This window comes from Vreelandella arctica (genome assembly GCF_037070215.1).
In the GTDB taxonomy this organism is placed as follows: domain Bacteria; phylum Pseudomonadota; class Gammaproteobacteria; order Pseudomonadales; family Halomonadaceae; genus Vreelandella; species Vreelandella arctica.
The window spans coordinates 143,715-159,758 of the sequence record NZ_JBANSN010000003.1; the positions used below are offsets into that span (position 1 = coordinate 143,715).

Consider the following 16,044-nt stretch of genomic DNA (forward strand, 5'->3'; position numbering starts at 1 on the left):
ACCATGACCAAGAAAAGTTGGCGTTTATTGCCACTGCTCGCCTCCACTGTGCTCTTGTTAAGCGCCTGTAGCAGTGCGCCAGGGCCAAGCACATCGCCGCAAGGGTCGAGCGGTTCCTCGCTTTCCGGCGCCATTGTTGATCAGCGTTGGAACTTACTGTTGGTGGGCACCGATGAGCGGCTGTCGATGCCGGAAACGCCATTTTTCCAGATATCTCGTGATGGTAGCGTTAGTGGCCATGATGGCTGTAACCGCCTTACCGGTAAGGTGACGCTAGGGGAAAATCAGCGCATCGAGTTTAGCGAGTTGGCCACTACACGTATGGCATGCCCGCAAATGGATGATGCCAAACGCGTCACGGATATGATGGAAACCGCTTACCGTTACCTGATTGATCATGACCGCTTGGTCTTTTTTGGCCCGGATAGTCGGGTGTTAGGCGGCTGGCGCGAAGGTAACTAAGGTAGCCAGTTAGCCCTCAAAAGGCGGATTGAAGCGGGCGATAAAGCGCGCATCAATCCGCTTTTTCCATTCCCATACCCACTTTCCTGATACTCCAAAGCTTCCTCGACTGGCAATCGCGTGACCGTCACCGGTGCCAATCAGGGCCAGGACGCGCTTGGGTGGCTGCCAATCAGCCAACGATTCACCGCAGCAGGCCCGGCGAAGATTGTCCGCCAAATGAGGACCCATGCGTACCGCGTATACGCCCGCATTGGGCAGCGGCGGGTCAAAAGCCGCACAATCCCCCGCGGCGAAGATAACCGGCTGGCCCACCACCTGCAGCGATTTTTCTACCTGAATAAAGCCTTGATCATTCAGTGGAAGCGCGGTCTCAGAAAGCCAGCGGTGGCCAACAGCGCCGGTGGCCCACAGCACGATATCGGCACGCATGAGTACGTTGCAGTGTGTTAATACGCCCCCGTCTACCAATGCCGCTCCACGTATCTGCTGGAACACGTTAATGCCCGCGCGTAACAAGGCGTGCCGCATTAACCAGCGTGGCAAGCGACCTGCCCCGGGCAGCAGCTCATTCGAGGCGCTAAGTAAATGTCCCTGCCAGTCAATATCGGGACGCTGGTGGCGCAACTGAGCCAATACGCTCATCAACGTTTCGCAGCTTGCGGCACCGCCACCAACGCTGACTACCCTTAAGTCGCCGCCAGGAGGAAGCGCGTTGACCGTTTCTTGCAGCGCCTGCCAGCGATAATGCAGCGAACTCAGTGGACGCATGGCCAGCAGGTGGGGAAGCTGTTCGCCATGCTGCTCAGGGAGGGTCAGGGTAGAGCCAATATTGAACGAAGCAACGTCAAAATCGATGCACTCGCCATCTGCCAGCTCCACACAGCGTGATTGAAGGTTAATGGCTTTCGCCGGAGAGAGAATGAGAAGCGCGTTGGCCCGCTGGCATAACGCCGCCACATCAATCTGCGTTTCACGTAGCGTGCATTCGCCTGCCAACCAGGCCGGTACACTGCCGGAGTAAGCCGCCAACGGACTATCGCTCACCACCGTAATCGCGATATTCGAGTCTGGCTGCTGGGCAAAGGCTTCCAGCACAAAGGCGTGGGCATGGCCCGCCCCAATGAGTAACAGCTTTTTGATAGGACAGGTCATTTTGCCTCGCCGCGACGCCAAGTGAAGTAGCGCTTCAGCAGTTTCAATACCCGTTCAGGCTTATGGGCGTTCTTCCATACGCCTGCGGTGGCCTTGGCGGCCTCACCAAGCGTGGGATAAGGATGAATGGTGCCCAGCAGCTTGTTGAGCCCCAGTCCATGTTTCATGGCAATGGTAAACTCACCCAGCCATTCGCCGGCGTTCTCGGCAACGATGGTCGCCCCCAGGATTTTATCCTTGTCGGGCACGGTGAGCACTTTGATAAAGCCTGCGGTAGCGCCTTCGGCAATGGCGCGGTCACTCTCATTCATGGCGTAACGGGTGACTTCAAACGCGATTCCTTTTGCTTTGGCCTCTTTCTCATTCAATCCTACCCGTGCCACTTCCGGCTGCACGTAGGTCACCGCAGGCATAAACCGGTAATCCACGGCAAAACTCTTGAGCTCTCCAAACAGCGCATTGACCGCAGCGTGCCACGCCTGATGGGCCGCCGCATGCGTCAGTTGGTAAGGCCCCGCTAAATCACCGCAGGCCCAGATATTAGGTAGGCGGGTTTGCAGACGCTCGTTAAGCTCTAACGTCCCCGCTTGGGTCGTCGTGATCCCCAACGCCTCCAACCCCAAGCCCTCCACATTGGCTTGGCGGCCCGCACTCACCATTAAATAGTCAAAAGGAAGCAGCTTACGCTCGTCGTGATGCATGACCACCAGTTGATAGCCTGCCTCGTCGTTGAGAACCTCCAGCGCTTTGGCGTCGGTCATCACCTTGATCCCTTCATCCGCTAAGGTCGTTTCGACCAGTGCGCCGACTTCCTGATCCTCGCGTCCTAACAGCTGAGAAAGCCCTTCGACCAGCGCCACTTGACTGCCCAGGCGGGCAAAGCTTTGGCTTAGCTCGCAGCCAATGGCACCGCCACCGAGCACTACTAAGCGTTTGGGCAGCTCCGTTAGTGACCAAAGGTTTTCAGAGGTTAAAACGGGCGCACTCTCAATTCCCGGTAGGGGTGGCACTCGAGGACGAGCACCCGTGGCCAGAACGATATGGCGAGCGGTAAGGGTTTTATCGCCCACCTGAATCTCCCATGGCGAGGTAAGCGTGGCGTGATCTTGGTACACCTCAACGCCTAGGCTGCGATAGCGTTCGACGCTATCGTGGGGTTCGATATCGCTAATCGCTTGATGCACATGGCCCATCACATTGGCAAAATCAATCTGGGGTTCACCGGCAGTCACCCCAAAGCGTGAGGCGTTGCGAATCTCATGAGCAGCGCGGGCAGCGCGTATTAACGCCTTGGAGGGCACGCAGCCGGTATTCAGGCAGTCGCCGCCCATCTTGTGTTTTTCCACCAGCGCTACTTTGGCTTTCACGGCGCTAGCGATGTAGCTAGTGACCAGCCCCGCCGAACCGCCACCAATGACCACAATGTCGTAGTCAAAGCGGTCGGGCCGGGTAAAGCCTGTGTAGGCTTTGCGCTTCTGCATCAGCAGCACGATGCGCCGGGCAATCCAGGGGAAAACCGCCAGCAATGCAAAAGAGGCTAATAGCGTTGGCGAGACGATACCCGCGAGGCTTTCCAAATCTCCCAGTTGCCCGCCTGCGTTCACATAAACCGCTGTACCTGGCAGCATCGCCAGTTGGCTCACCCAGTAGTAAGTAACGGTTTTAATCCGGGTTAGCCCCATGACCAGGTTGATCATAAAGAACGGGAACACCGGCACCAGGCGCAGCATAAACAGATAAAAAGCGCCGTCACGCTCTACGCCGCGATTAACGGCTTCAAACTGGCGCGGAAAGCGCTGCTCAATCGGGTGGCGAAACAGAAAGCGAGAGAGCAAAAAGGCCAAGGTCGCCCCTATTGCGCTGGCGAAGGAGATGATCAACAACCCCCAGCCAAGGCCAAACAGTGCGCCGCCCAGCAGTGTCAGCAGCGTGGCTCCCGGCAAAGAGAGGGCGGTCATCACCACGTAGACGGCAAAAAAGAGGCCAGCCACCTGCCACGGGTTTTGGTTAAACGCCGATTGAAAGTCGTTTTGGTAAGCCTTTAGGGTCTCTAGCGTGAACCATTGATGGGCGCCGCTAAGAAAAAACACGCCAATGGCAATGGCGAGTAGCGCTGCAATAATCAAACGTTGTCGGGTCACGGTACGCTCCAGCGCCAGGGGGTAAACGAGTGAGTGGTGCTAACTGAGTGGTAAGAGAGCCAGTTTCCTTACACGGGAATCGTTAACGCTTTCCAGCGTTGCCAATCCTCGGGTCGATCCACATCCCAAATAGTCGCTGGGTAAGCCGCGTTGAGCCCCAACGCCTCAATGCGCTGCCGCGTGGTTGTAAGTACGCTTTGGGTGCCCCAGGGAATGTCTTTAAAGAGTGTTGGGTAGTCTTGCTGGGTGCCAATAAAGCCGTAACCGCCGTCTTCGGCGGGTAAAATGACCACGTTGTAGCGGGTTAATTGTTGTGCACAGGTAGTAATCAGCGCACTGGTAATACTGGGGCAGTCACTGCCCATCAGCATGGCTGGCCCCGGTGTACTCTTGAGGGCGTAGCGAACGCGTGCTCCTAAGTCGCCATCCGGCTGGGCGTTTAAGATAAAGCCAAACTGCTCACGAAGCTCGATAAACAGCGGGTGTGTGTGATCAAGCGCCGTCCAAAGCGTGACTTGTTCTGCGGGTAGCGCTTTGCACGCAGTCGCGACGCAGTGGCGCAGCAGTTCGGCATGCGCCTCAGCGGCGCCCTCACTGCCCAGCAGTGGTGCCAGGCGCGTTTTGGCCTGGCCTGCCAGAGGCGCCTTCGCCAGCAGATGGAGGTGGGGCAACAGCCTGCTCTTTACCGGCGTTTCAGCGGGCATCACGATACTCCTTAATGAGTTGGGTTGCGCTAACGCCGCGCCAGTAGCGATAGCGCAGCCGCCACATCAGGCGGATCGTTTTCCACGCGCCGTAGTGATCCCAGCGCCTGCCTGAGCTTACCACTTTCGCCTTTAAACAGGCGGGTCGAGACACCCGTTTGAGCCGTTTAGCGAGTTCGATATCTTCCATCAGTGGCTGCTCAGGAAAGCCACCTATGGCCTTGAATGCGCTGGCGCATACAAAGATGCCCTGATCGCCGGTGGCGATGCCAGTAAGCCGCGAGCGCTGGTTCATCATCCAGCTGATGACCGGGAGCCAGCCGCTTCGGCCTGAGAGTTGAATATCAAAGCGCCCCCAGGCATGGGGCTTCATGGCATAGGGCTTCAAAGCATGGATAATCTGCTCAACGGCGCCCACAGGCAACTGAGTATCTGCATGCAGAAACAGCAACGTTGAAGCGCTAGCGTGTTGCGCCCCTAAGTTCATTTGTACGCCTCGCCCTGGAGGGCTGCTGAGCACACGGTCAGCCAGCGATTTGGCAACGCGAACGCTGTCGTCACAGCTTTCGCCATCGACCACCACCACTTCTACTCCATGAGTACGCAGCGACTGCAGCGCGGTTAAATGCTGAGCCAGTGTTAGCGCTTCATTAAGCACGGGGACCACGATGCTAAGACGCGGAGGTTTTTCAGCCGAGCGCAATTACAGGTCCTCCCGCTGCGTTGGCATCTGCGTGGTCATGGGTGACCAGTAGCGCTGGCAGGCCAGCTTCCCGCAGCTGGCTAAACACCAGCGATCGCATCTCTTGGCGCAGCGCTGTGTCCAGCTTGGAAAAAGGCTCGTCTAGCAACACTGCTCGGGGCTTTGAAAGCAGCAGGCGCATTAACGCCACCCGCGCTTTTTGGCCGCCGGAAAGGGTGGCCGGGTCGCGCTCTTCAAAGCCTGCCAGCCCAATCTGTTCAAGCGCGTGGGTGACCTGCTGGCGCTGATCACGGCTATGTCGAGGTAGCCCAAAACGCAAGTTGCCGCCGACGCTTAGGTGCGGAAACAGCAGCGGGTCTTGAAACAGTAGCCCTATGCCACGCTTCTCTGCAGGTAGATCCAGTAACTGATGTTCGCCCAGCCATACGCCGCCACTGGCGCTAAACTCGCGCTCAAGAAAACCGGCAATATACGCCAGTAGGGTCGATTTTCCCGACCCGGAAGGGCCCATTACCGTCAGCACTTCGCCAGGGGCAATCGTGGCGTCTACCGCTAATAGCTCGCGGCCTGCCAAGGCTATTTTTATCTGTTCCAGGCGCAGTGGCGCGGTTGATAAAGCGGTCACGGTGGCTCTCTCTTAGGTAGCGTGTTCACGGCGCTGCGCGCCCAGAAAGCGGGGCAGCGTTAGGGCAAGCATAAAGCCGATTAATGGCAAACCCGCTTGTACTAGCGCCCACACGCCGATTAAGCGTCGGTTGCTGCCCGCGGCAAGCGCAACTGCCTCTGTCGTTACCGTTGTGACACGCCCGGCCCCGAGTAGTTGAGTGGGTAAGTACTGGCCGATACTGACCGCTAAACCCACGGCAAAGGCCGTTAACAGCGGCGCTAATAGTAGCGGCAGGCGTACGCGCCAAAATGCGGCGCTGCGTGACGCGCCCAATGAACGTGCTACCTGCAGCCAGCGAGGATCCAGTTGGCGGTACGCCTCGGCTAATGAAAGATAGACATAAGGTAGTACAAACAGTAAGTGGCCCGCGATAACGAGGCCTAGCTGAGGACGAATGCCCACGCTTTCAGCCGCGACAATCAGCCCAAAAAGAAAGGCGATTTGCGGCACCAGCAGCGGTAAGTAGAGCAGCCACAGAGCCCGTTTGGGCTGAAGGTGCTGGCGGTGCTCGTTCTCTAGCGTGGCGAGTACCAGCGCGGTGGCCAGCGTCGTGGAAATAAGCCCAATCAGCGCTGTATTGAGCAGCGGGGACGCCAGCATTGAGCCACTGCGCTGCCAATGATCGAGTGTCAGCATCTGCGGCAGCACTTCAGGAAACCGCCAAAAGCCAGCCACAGAGAAAAGCCCCAAGCCGATCAGGGCAGCCAGTGCCGTACCGCTGGAAATCAGTAATGCCGAGCGGCCAAACAGCCGCAGTGCAGTCTCGCCGCGCTGGCGACTGCCGTTGGTCAACCAGCCACGTGTTAGTGTGCGGATAAGTTGTTCCAGCAGCCACCAGCAGAGCAGCGCGGCGAGCGTAATGCCAAGTTGCAGCACCGCCGCCGCCGAAGCCATAAAACGGTGGCTAATATTGGGGTCGTTAAACCAGCCAAGAATCGACACGCTGAGCGTGGGGGGAAGTGTCGGGCCCAGAATCAGCGCCATATCGACGACCGATGTGGCATAGGCGATCACCGCATAAACCGGCAGGCGAATCAGCGGATAAAGAGAGGGCAGTACGGTTTTTAGCCAAGCTATTGTAGGTGAGTAACCCAGCGACCGCGCTAGCATTAAGCGCTTTTCAGGTGCTAGCTGCGGCAGCGCTGCAAGACTCATTAATAGAAGAAATGGCGCCTCTTTCAACACCAGTCCGGCCATCAGGGAGAGCCCCAGCGGATCATTGACGATCAACGCATCCGGCGGACGCTCCCACCCCGTTAGTGAGGGCGATATCAGCCGCGCCACAAGGCCTGAAGGGGCAATCAAAAAGGCAAATCCAAAGGCAATAGCGGCATGAGGAATGGCGAGCAGCGGTGAGACCAGCCGCCGAATAATACGATCTAACCAAGTGCCTCGACTGGCCGCCAAAAACAGCACCACCATCATTAGCGCGAGGGCGGTGCTCACTAACCCGCTGGCAAAGCTAATGGCTACTGATCGCGCTAGCCCCGGCTGGGCGAACAGCATCTGCCAGGGGGCTAAACTAACGCTATATCCGCCCAGCGCCGGCAGGTAGCCAAATGCTGGCAGCAGAACCATCAGCAGCCCTGCGCCTACCGGCAGTACGAGCAGGGCAATGATGAGTGCCGGTGCCAGTCGCAGCATGGTCTAGTTAACGCCGTAACGCTCAAGCCATGCGTCTTGCAGGGCGGTCATCCAGCTGGGGTGCGGCTCGGGTAGTGTGTTTGATAGCGCATCCGCCGCTAGCGCTGAAGGGTGCCGGTCACCCTGTTCAAACAGGGCCTGGTCAGCCGCTTCTAACTGATCGATATCCAAAACGCTGCGGTCTCCCCACATTGCCAGCGACTGTTTTTCGGCCTGGGCTTGCGGTGAAAGTAGAAAGTCGGCGAGTACCATGGCACCGGCTTTATGGGGCGAGTTGTAGGGAATGGCCACAAAGTGGACATTACCCAGCGTGCCGCCAGCCAGCACGTAGCTGCGCACGCTTTCCGGTAGTTCATACTCCATGACGGCCACCGCGGCATCGGTAGGGTAGAACGAAAACGCTAAGCTCAACTCGCCATCGCTCATCAGCGTACGCAAGTGGGGGCCTGAGTCGGGAAAGGTTCGCCCGCTGCGCCACAGGTGCGGATGCAGCGCATCCAAGTACGCCCATAGCGGCGCTGTTACGGCATCGAAATCGCTCTCTGACACCGGCTGATAAAGCGCCTCATCTTGCTCAGTAAGCTCAATCAACGCCTGCTTTAAAAAAGTGCTGCCGGTGAAGTCAGGTATGCGCGGATAGCTAAACTGGCCGGGATTCTCTTCGGCCCAATCGAGTAGCGACGGCATATCCTGGGGAGGGGCTTCGGTTTGGGCGCTGTCGTAATAGAAGGTGATCTGTGCTTTACCCCAGGGCGACTCATAGCCCTCGGTGGGTAGCGTAAAGTCGGTGACCACCTCAGGGTTTTCGTCAGCATTGGTGAGCGCAAAGTTGGGCAGTGACTCTGCAAAGGGGCCGAACAGCAGGTCGCTTTCGCGCATCGCCGCGAAGTTCTCGCCGTTGATCCAAATCAGATCGATACTGCCCTCATCGTTGTTGCCCGCCTGCTTTTCAGCCAGCACCCGCGCTACCGCGCTGCCGGTATCGTCCAGCTTTACGTGCTCAACATCGACACCGTACTGCGCCTGCATTTGCTCCGCTACCCAGTCGATATAACGATTGGTGCGCGTATCGCCACCCCAGGCATTCCAGTAAACGGTTTGCCCTTCGGCTTCTGACAGCACACTTTGCCACTCATTTGGGTCTGGGGCGGCGGCTGCAGGCAGCGCAATGGCAAACATGGTTGCCGCGATAGTGAGGCGTAAGGGGTGTCGTTTAATGAGCATCGCATCTCTCTTCTATAGGAAGCGCAAACGTTATAGCGAGGCTTGCAAGCACTGCAGTTCGCTATGAACGTGATCAATAATGGGCAGTGATAGGTAGTGCTCAACCCGGTCGCGAACATGATCAATCACCGCGGGGTCGGTAAGTTCTGCCGACCAATCCTCCCCACGCTGCTGGGCATCTTTAGCATTTAAGTGTTGGGCACGCCATTTAGCGCACCAGGTCAACGACCACAGCCAGGTAGCCCGGCGGCAGGCGACCAGCGTGTCGGTGTCGGGCGACTTTTCCATGGCGGCTTGCCAGCGGCGGTAAAAGTCAATCACCTCACCCAGCGATAGCACGGCCTGGCTATTAAGGTCCCAGGTGGTCGAGGTGTAAAGCGAGGTATGGGCAAGGTCGATCCCCGGTAGGCCATAGCGGCATTTTTCAAGGTCCACCAGCACCGCGCGACCATCGTCACGGATCAAAAAGTTGCCAGGGTGGGTATCAAAGCTAATCAGTGTAGCGGCTTCATCGTGTAAGCGGGGCGGAAGTAAATCCAGCTCCTGTTTAATCCGCTGAATCACTTTACTCGAAAGCTGCGCATCGCCTAGCCAGTTAGCCTGCTGACGCACTTCCTCCACCATCGCCTGCCACGGGTCTTTAGGAGCAAGCAGTGGTTCCTGCTTCGCGACACTGGGCAGCGGTTGGCGATGCAGGCTGGCGAGGGCATCCGCGATGGCGGGGAGGTCGTCGGGCAATTGTGCCAAGCGTCCACGAATAGCTTCCACCAAGAGCCCACCGCGGGGCAGCGCTTCGCTTGGTGGTAGGGTGGCATACAGCTTAGGCGTGTGCCCGCCAGGGCTTGAGCGCTGGTAACAGGCAGATTGATACGCCAAGTTCTCTTCTGGAGGCAGGTTCATCTGGCTCTGCTTTGGCAGCCGCGCCACCCAATCATCGCCATCGGTGCGATGCACCCAGACATGATCATGAGCTAGCCCGGTATCCGCCATTGGCGAAAGCTCGCGGTACGCAATCCCGGCCCGCTCAAGTTCGGTCGCCAGCGCTTCTAATCGCGCCTCAATAGGTGTCGGCATAGCGCAGTCCGTGTCGTTGCTGAATCAGCGATGCCACTTAGTGGCTGTTCTTGTACCAACCTTACACGTTTCGTAAGAAAAAGTGATTAAGACTGATTAAGACAGAGCAGAAGGCGCTATACATACCAGACAGAGAGCTCACATAGTGCCACATAACGCAAAGCGCCCACCTTATGATGCGGTGGGCGCGTAAGCTAAAGACCGTTATTCACTTGCCTATCCAAGGGCGATAGGGTCGCCGCTGGAAACAAAACAGCAATACTTAGCTTCGGTTCGTTGAAGCTACCACGTTTCGCGGTTGCTTTTCCGTAGTAAGACTGGCGCCAATCTCGATGATACCGAGAATCACATGCGGCAAATAGACCGTATCCGCGAAGCCGAACAGCCAAGGCGAAACGAGCAGCAGAATACCGCTGATCAGATCCATGGTGAGGTGGAGTGGCATGGGGATCATGTGCATAAGCCCAAGCTCATACTTGGTCATAATGGCTGACGCCAGCATGACCACACCCAAGATGATCGGCACCCACTGAGCAGCACCTCCCGTGGCGAAGCCGAGCAGGAAGGGAGCGACGATAAGCAGCAGGCCCATTAGATAATCGACCATCCCGTGTACCCGAGTTGAAATAAAGCGCATGGCTATCCTCCTTAATATGCCAAGTGGTTTAACTGCCGATTCAATGCAGCATTAACCGACATCACTATTAACATAGTAAAGGAGGTTCGGGTTTCCAGCGGTAAGCATGCTTTTTGGCAGGTAATTGCTTAATTAAAAAGGATTTATAACATTCGTTAATGGGCGGCACCGCTAAGTACCGCCCTTTTTAGCTGTAAGCTATAAAAGCGTTATTACAGCGCCTCGATCTTCGCCCGTTGCTCTTCCAACAACTGTTTGGCAGCTTGGAACTCGGCCAGCTTGCCGCGCTCTTTATCCACCACCGCAACTGGTGCTTTGGCGATAAAGCCATCGTTGCTGAGTTTTTTCTCGATGCCGCCGATCAGCTTGTCCTGTTTGTCGATCTCTTTACTAAGGCGAGCGATTTCGGCGTCTTTGTCGATGAGATCTGCCATCGGCACCAATACTTCCATATCGCCTACCAACTGCGTGGCTGAGAGCGGGGCGTCGTCTGGGTTTTCAAGCCAAGTGACGCTTTCCAGCTTGGCGAGTTTGGAAAGGAAGTGGCGGTTGCTCTCTAGGCGCTCGGCGTCTTCGGGCTTACCTTTGGTCAGCAGCACGTCGAGGGGTTTGCCAGGGGCGATGTTCATTTCGGCGCGGATGTTACGCACGGCGATAATGACGCCTTTGAGCCACTCGATATCCAGGCTGGCCTGCTCATCGATTTTGCTCTCATCGGCTTCTGGCCAAGCTTGCAGCATGATCGATGCGTCGTCACCCATAAACACACCTGCCAGCGGCGAGACGCGTTGCCAGATCTCTTCGGTGATGTAGGGCATCATCGGATGGGCCAAGCGCAGGATAGCTTCTAATACGCGCACCAACGTGCGGCGAGTGCCGCGTTTGGCTTCGGCCGTCGCATTTTCGTCCCACAGTACGGGCTTGGATAGTTCCAAATACCAGTCGCAGTACTCGTTCCAAACGAACTCGTACAGCGCTTGGGACGCGTGGTCGAAGCGGTACTCGTCCATGGCTTTGGTGACTTGCGCTTCGGTTTTCTGTAGCTGGGAGATGATCCAGCGATCGGCTAGCGACAGCTCCACTTCTTCGCCGCTGGTGCCGCAATCTTCGCCTTCGGCATTCATCAGCACATAGCGCGAGGCGTTCCACAGCTTGTTACAGAAGTTGCGGTAGCCGTCCAGGCGGTTCATATCGAACTTGATATCGCGCCCGGTGGTGGCCTGGGAAAGGAACGTAAAGCGCAGCGCATCGGTGCCGTGGGCTTCGATGCCGTCTTTAAATTCCTCTTTGGTGGCTTTGGCAATCGCCTTGGCCTGCTTGGGCTGCATCATGTTGCCGGTGCGTTTTTCCAGCAGGTCATCCAGCGTGATGCCATCGATCAGGTCGATAGGGTCCAGCACGTTGCCCTTGGATTTGGACATCTTCTGGCCCTGACCGTCGCGCACCAGGCCGTGTACGTAAACGGTTTTGAAGGGCACTTCGCCAGTGAATTTCAGCGTCATCATGATCATCCGGGCGACCCAGAAGAAGATGATGTCAAACCCCGTCACCAGTACGCTGGAGGGGTGGAAGGTTTCCAGCTCTGGGGTTTTTTCCGGCCAGCCCAGGGTGCCAAATGTCCACAGGCCCGAGCTGAACCAGGTGTCCAGCACGTCTTCGTCCTGGGTCAGCGCCACGTCAGCGCCCAGGCCATGCTTCTCGCGGGCTTCCTCTTCGCTTCTGGCCACGTAGACATTGCCGTCGGCGTCGTACCAAGCCGGAATGCGGTGGCCCCACCACAGCTGGCGAGAAATACACCAGTCCTGCAGGTCACGCATCCAGGCGAAGTACATGTTCTCGTAGTTCTTTGGCACGAACTGAATGTCGCCGTTCTCCACCGCCTCGATGGCGGGCTTGGCGAGGCTCTCTACGGCCACGAACCACTGATCGGTGAGCAGCGGCTCGATGACATCGCCGGAGCGGTCGCCGTAGGGCAGGGTGTTGTTAACGCTCTCTACCTGCACCAGCAGGCCGAGGGCATCCATATCCGCGACGATCTGTTTGCGCGCTTCGAAACGATCCAAGCCCGCGTATTTGGCCGGCAGGCTGGCATCTTCATCGGGCTGCGGCTGACCTTTCAGGTCGAAAATTTCCGCCTGCTCAAGAATCGTCGCATCTTTGGTGAAGACGTTGATCAGCAGATGGTTCTGGCGCTTGCCGACTTCGTAGTCGTTAAAGTCGTGGGCCGGGGTGATCTTCACGCAGCCGGAGCCTTTCTCCATATCGGCGTGCTCGTCCGCCACGATAGGAATGCGGCGACCCACCAGCGGCAGTTCAATGAATTTGCCCACCAAGGAGGCGTAGCGCGGGTCTTCCGGGTTAACCGCCACGCCGGTATCGCCCAGCAGGGTTTCCGGGCGGGTGGTGGCGACCACCACGTAATCCTTGCCGTCGTCGGTTTTGACGCCGTCGGCCAGCGGGTAGCGGAAGTGCCAGAAGCTGCCCTGCTGCTCTTTGTTTTCCACTTCCAGGTCGGAAATGGCGGTATGCAGGGTAGGGTCCCAGTTCACCAAGCGCTTGCCGCGGTAGACCAGCTTTTCTTCGTGCAGGCGCACGAACACTTCCTGCACCGCTTTATAGAAGCCGTCGTCCATGGTGAAGCGCTCGCGGCTCCAATCCACGCTGGCGCCCATGCGGCGCAGCTGGCGGGTGATATGGCCCCCAGACTCTTCTTTCCACTCCCACACTTTATCGATAAACGCATCGCGGCCGAGGTCGTGGCGGGTTTTGCCCTCTTCGGCGGCAATTTTACGCTCCACCAGCATCTGCGTGGCGATACCGGCGTGGTCGGTGCCTACCTGCCACAGGGTGTTGTTGCCCTGCATCCGCTTCCAGCGCGTCAGGGTGTCCATAATGGTGTCCTGGAACGCGTGACCCATGTGCAGGCTGCCGGTCACGTTGGGCGGTGGAATCATGATCGAAAAGGGCTCGCCCTGGCCGGAAGGGGCGAAACGGTTGTCGGCCTCCCAGCGCTCGTACCAGCGGGTTTCGATCTGTTCGGGTTGGTAGGTCTTTTCCATGGAGAGTCGGCTCACGGCTGGCAAAAAATGTGAAATTGTATAGCGCGAGAGTATACAGCGTGAGTGCCGGGGGCGTCAGGTGCTACTCACGCGCGTTGTTAATGTTAACGGTTGCCTCGCACCGTCTTTGCAAGGTGCTGATGCGAAGAAAAACCGCGCATGGCGATGAGCCCCAGGATAGGACCCGGCAATAACCACCAGATCACCGCCAGAGACTGGCTCGACCACAGCGAGGTAACCAGCGCAATCGAAGGAATGGTGAGCCCGAAGCCGATAGCGTTCATCATCGCCAGCGCTGCCCCCAGTCGCTCGGCTGGGGCGGTGGCCGATGCCAGCGCTGAAAACTGAGCAGAATCGGCAATCACGCTAACGCCCCATACGCCGAGAAGCGCCAGCAGCAGCCAGGGCGATGCGCTGCCCAAAAGCGGATATACCAAACACAGCGCACCAGAGGTTGCTAACGCCACGCAGGCCACGCGGTCGCTGCCAATGTGACGGCTCCATTTGCCCGCAAGTACGCAGCCGGGCAAGCCCAACGCAATCACGGCAAAGCTTAGCCATGGCTGGGCGCCGTTGGCAGCGCCAAGACGTTCCAGCTCCCTAGCGACCAGAAACGGCACCAGCGCCCACAGCGCATACAGCTCCCAACAATGGCCGAAATAACCTAGCGCGGCGGCGCGAAAGCGCGGCTGTTTAAACGCGGCTAGCCCTGCCCAGGGGCGCCCGCTTTTGGCGGTGGCCGGGAGGTGCGGGCCAACACCCAGTTTGAAAATCATTAGCGCGGCGACCAGCGCCAACAATGAGGCCAGCAGCAGCGGCCACTGCCAGGGCAGGTGCAGCGTTAACCCGCGTAGCAGGTGCGGTGAGGCAATGCCCAAGGTCAGCATGCCCACCAGCCAACCCAGCGCTGCCCCGGCGTGGCGGGGGGTCCAGCTCACCACCAATTTCATGCCGAGCGGGTAGATGCCCGCCAGGCATAGGCCGGTCGCAAAGCGCGCCACGGCTGCCAGCGTGACGCTCTCTGCGACGCCGATAAAGGCGGCGTTGATCAGCGCGCCGAGCACGGCAGAAATCGCAAACAGGTGGCTGGCACGAATTCTGTCAGCAAGGCCGGTGGTGGCGATCAGCAGCGTGCCGCTAATAAACCCGGCCTGAACGGCGATAGTGAGCAGACCTAAATCGCTTTCGCTGAGGCCCACGGCCTCCTGAAGTGCTAAGCCAACGCCATTAACGCTAAACCACAGTGAGGTGCCAAACAGTTGGGCGATAACAATAACGGCTAAAGGGTAGCGCGTGAGCACGTTGACGTCTCCATGGATGCGAATAGCGCGGCAAGGCCCCGCTTATGGTAATCAACAATTTGCCGTTACGACGAATTTTTTGAAAATAGCATTGTCGGACCACAAGACCCGTCAGGATTTCGTCGGGCAGGAAATACAAATTTGTAAGTAATTGGAGTCTTTATGCACGTAGCTAAGCTTTTCGTTCCGGCAGTCGCAGCACTGGCATTCAGTGTCCCCGCCATGGCCCAGCAAATGGGTGGCGGCACCCCAAGCGTCGATGACCAAGTTAATCAACTCGACGAAATGGTGGATCTGGATGAAGGCCAGAAAGAAGAGATGAGCAACCTCTTGACCCAGATGCAAGATGAAATCAGTGGCAAGGAGCAGGAAGCCCAGCAACTTCAACAGCAACTCAGCGAGCAGGTTAAGCCCGATTACGATGAAGCTTCCATTCGTGCGGACGCGCAGCGTCTTGGTGACCTAACGGCCGAGATGACCGCTGATAGCGCCATCATACAGTCTCAGATCGAAGGTGTATTCACCCAGGAGCAGCGTGAACAACCGGATGAGGCCATAGCTCAGCAGCAGGAGCAAATGCAACAACAGATGCAGCAGATGCAGCAACAGGGCGGCTAAGGCGAAGACGCCTTGCAGGTAATCGAGAGCAGTGATGGAGAGCAGGTCAGGCTGACCGCCTGGCCGCACTGACCGCGATTGCCTAATGCTGTTGATGGCCCCGCCAAGTGCGGGGTCACGTCTTTATGGTATATGGTCTCCCCAGCCATTTACCCCAGCTTATGTGGCACGACCTCATGGCCCATTTCTTTATAGCGCTGCCAGCAGGCGCGTTTGGCGACCAGCACTTGTTGGTGCTGATTAATGATCTCGGCGATTCGCGCGTAGCGTTCTACACCTTCGGGAATATCGGGGTGTAGATTAAGCAGGGCGGTTTCTTCCGTGGGCACCGGCAGCTGCTGCCAGCCTAGCGTGATCGGTACGCTGGTGGCCATTTCGCTATCTTCCAGGGCGTGGGGTAAATAAGCATCCGGGCGAAAATTCCACAGCGCGCTATCGGCCTGCTCGGCGAGGGCTCTGTCTTCGCAGTGTAGATGCAGGCGGTAGCCTTTACGCCAGATGGTCTCGGCCAGTTTGCAGGCAAACTGCAAGCGCGCCTCCAAGGTCGTATCGGGCAGAATATAGAAATCAATACGTGCCATCGGCGGCTCCAGCGATTGCAGATAAATGTATTACTTACAAACAGCGCCGCCGCAAACGTGGCGGCGGCGTTGAA

Annotated in this window: 14 protein-coding genes; 2 read left to right on the forward strand and 12 right to left on the reverse strand. The window is 57.7% G+C overall.

What is annotated here, in order from left to right; translation table 11 throughout:
- Positions 1–3 precede the first annotated feature (3 nt).
- Positions 4–462 carry an META domain-containing protein gene (locus V8L70_RS03740; protein ID WP_101147391.1) on the forward strand — a complete coding sequence of 153 codons (459 nt, stop codon included), beginning with the start codon at positions 4–6 and terminating at the stop codon, positions 460–462.
- 9 nt (positions 463–471) lie between these two features.
- Here the strand turns inward: V8L70_RS03740 and V8L70_RS03745 are convergent, their stop codons facing one another.
- From V8L70_RS03745 to V8L70_RS03795, 11 genes are all read right to left on the reverse strand, one after another.
- Positions 472–1,617 carry an FAD-dependent oxidoreductase gene (locus V8L70_RS03745; protein ID WP_101147390.1) on the reverse strand — a complete coding sequence of 382 codons (1,146 nt, stop codon included), beginning with the start codon at positions 1,615–1,617 and terminating at the stop codon, positions 472–474.
- On the reverse strand, positions 1,614–3,758 hold the full coding sequence (locus V8L70_RS03750) for a dihydrolipoyl dehydrogenase family protein (RefSeq protein ID WP_101147389.1): 2,145 nt from the start codon (positions 3,756–3,758) through the stop codon (positions 1,614–1,616). The genes V8L70_RS03745 and V8L70_RS03750 overlap by 4 nt, the downstream gene beginning before the upstream one ends.
- A gap of 68 nt (positions 3,759–3,826) precedes the next feature.
- Positions 3,827–4,462 carry a TIGR04282 family arsenosugar biosynthesis glycosyltransferase gene (locus V8L70_RS03755; protein ID WP_101147388.1) on the reverse strand — a complete coding sequence of 212 codons (636 nt, stop codon included), beginning with the start codon at positions 4,460–4,462 and terminating at the stop codon, positions 3,827–3,829.
- Positions 4,452–5,165 carry a TIGR04283 family arsenosugar biosynthesis glycosyltransferase gene (locus V8L70_RS03760; RefSeq protein ID WP_101147387.1) on the reverse strand — a complete coding sequence of 238 codons (714 nt, stop codon included), beginning with the start codon at positions 5,163–5,165 and terminating at the stop codon, positions 4,452–4,454. Before V8L70_RS03760 ends, V8L70_RS03755 begins: the two co-directional genes overlap by 11 nt.
- Positions 5,152–5,790, reverse strand: a complete 639-nt coding sequence (locus V8L70_RS03765) for an ATP-binding cassette domain-containing protein (protein WP_101147386.1) — start codon at positions 5,788–5,790, stop codon at positions 5,152–5,154. Before V8L70_RS03765 ends, V8L70_RS03760 begins: the two co-directional genes overlap by 14 nt.
- A gap of 12 nt (positions 5,791–5,802) precedes the next feature.
- A complete protein-coding gene (locus V8L70_RS03770; protein ID WP_336268890.1) occupies positions 5,803–7,476 on the reverse strand; it encodes an ABC transporter permease in 1,674 nt (557 codons plus the stop codon).
- Positions 7,477–7,479: 3 nt separating this feature from the next.
- A complete protein-coding gene (locus V8L70_RS03775) occupies positions 7,480–8,700 on the reverse strand; it encodes an ABC transporter substrate-binding protein (RefSeq protein WP_336268891.1) in 1,221 nt (406 codons plus the stop codon).
- A gap of 30 nt (positions 8,701–8,730) precedes the next feature.
- Positions 8,731–9,774 (reverse strand): aminoglycoside phosphotransferase family protein, encoded by a 1,044-nt coding sequence (locus V8L70_RS03780; RefSeq protein WP_336268892.1) that lies wholly within the window; start codon positions 9,772–9,774, stop codon positions 8,731–8,733.
- 262 nt (positions 9,775–10,036) lie between these two features.
- Positions 10,037–10,411, reverse strand: a complete 375-nt coding sequence (locus tag V8L70_RS03785) for an SPW repeat domain-containing protein (protein WP_008959841.1) — start codon at positions 10,409–10,411, stop codon at positions 10,037–10,039.
- 212 nt (positions 10,412–10,623) lie between these two features.
- Positions 10,624–13,470, reverse strand: coding sequence for a valine--tRNA ligase (locus tag V8L70_RS03790; protein ID WP_336268893.1), 2,847 nt, complete (start codon positions 13,468–13,470; stop codon positions 10,624–10,626).
- Positions 13,471–13,574: 104 nt separating this feature from the next.
- Positions 13,575–14,771, reverse strand: coding sequence for an MFS transporter (locus V8L70_RS03795; protein ID WP_336268894.1), 1,197 nt, complete (start codon positions 14,769–14,771; stop codon positions 13,575–13,577).
- A gap of 162 nt (positions 14,772–14,933) precedes the next feature.
- Here V8L70_RS03795 and V8L70_RS03800 point away from each other — a divergent pair, with 162 nt between their 5' ends.
- A complete protein-coding gene (locus V8L70_RS03800) occupies positions 14,934–15,389 on the forward strand; it encodes a hypothetical protein (RefSeq protein ID WP_336268895.1) in 456 nt (151 codons plus the stop codon).
- Between the two features lie 149 nt (positions 15,390–15,538).
- Here V8L70_RS03800 and V8L70_RS03805 read toward each other — a convergent pair whose 3' ends face one another.
- Positions 15,539–15,970, reverse strand: coding sequence for a DNA polymerase III subunit chi (locus V8L70_RS03805; protein WP_008959837.1), 432 nt, complete (start codon positions 15,968–15,970; stop codon positions 15,539–15,541).
- Positions 15,971–16,044 lie beyond the last annotated feature (74 nt).

Coding starts and splice junctions, on each gene's coding strand:
- V8L70_RS03755 (WP_101147388.1), bottom strand. CDS start 4,462: ATGCCCGCTGAAACGCCGGTAAAGAGCAGGCTGTTGCCCCACCTCCAT.
- V8L70_RS03785 (WP_008959841.1), bottom strand. CDS start 10,411: ATGCGCTTTATTTCAACTCGGGTACACGGGATGGTCGATTATCTAATG.
- V8L70_RS03770 (WP_336268890.1), bottom strand. CDS start 7,476: ATGCTGCGACTGGCACCGGCACTCATCATTGCCCTGCTCGTACTGCCG.
- V8L70_RS03800 (WP_336268895.1), top strand. CDS start 14,934: ATGCACGTAGCTAAGCTTTTCGTTCCGGCAGTCGCAGCACTGGCATTC.
- V8L70_RS03740 (WP_101147391.1), top strand. CDS start 4: ATGACCAAGAAAAGTTGGCGTTTATTGCCACTGCTCGCCTCCACTGTG.
- V8L70_RS03790 (WP_336268893.1), bottom strand. CDS start 13,470: ATGGAAAAGACCTACCAACCCGAACAGATCGAAACCCGCTGGTACGAG.
- V8L70_RS03780 (WP_336268892.1), bottom strand. CDS start 9,774: ATGCCGACACCTATTGAGGCGCGATTAGAAGCGCTGGCGACCGAACTT.
- V8L70_RS03805 (WP_008959837.1), bottom strand. CDS start 15,970: ATGGCACGTATTGATTTCTATATTCTGCCCGATACGACCTTGGAGGCG.
- V8L70_RS03745 (WP_101147390.1), bottom strand. CDS start 1,617: ATGACCTGTCCTATCAAAAAGCTGTTACTCATTGGGGCGGGCCATGCC.
- V8L70_RS03775 (WP_336268891.1), bottom strand. CDS start 8,700: ATGCTCATTAAACGACACCCCTTACGCCTCACTATCGCGGCAACCATG.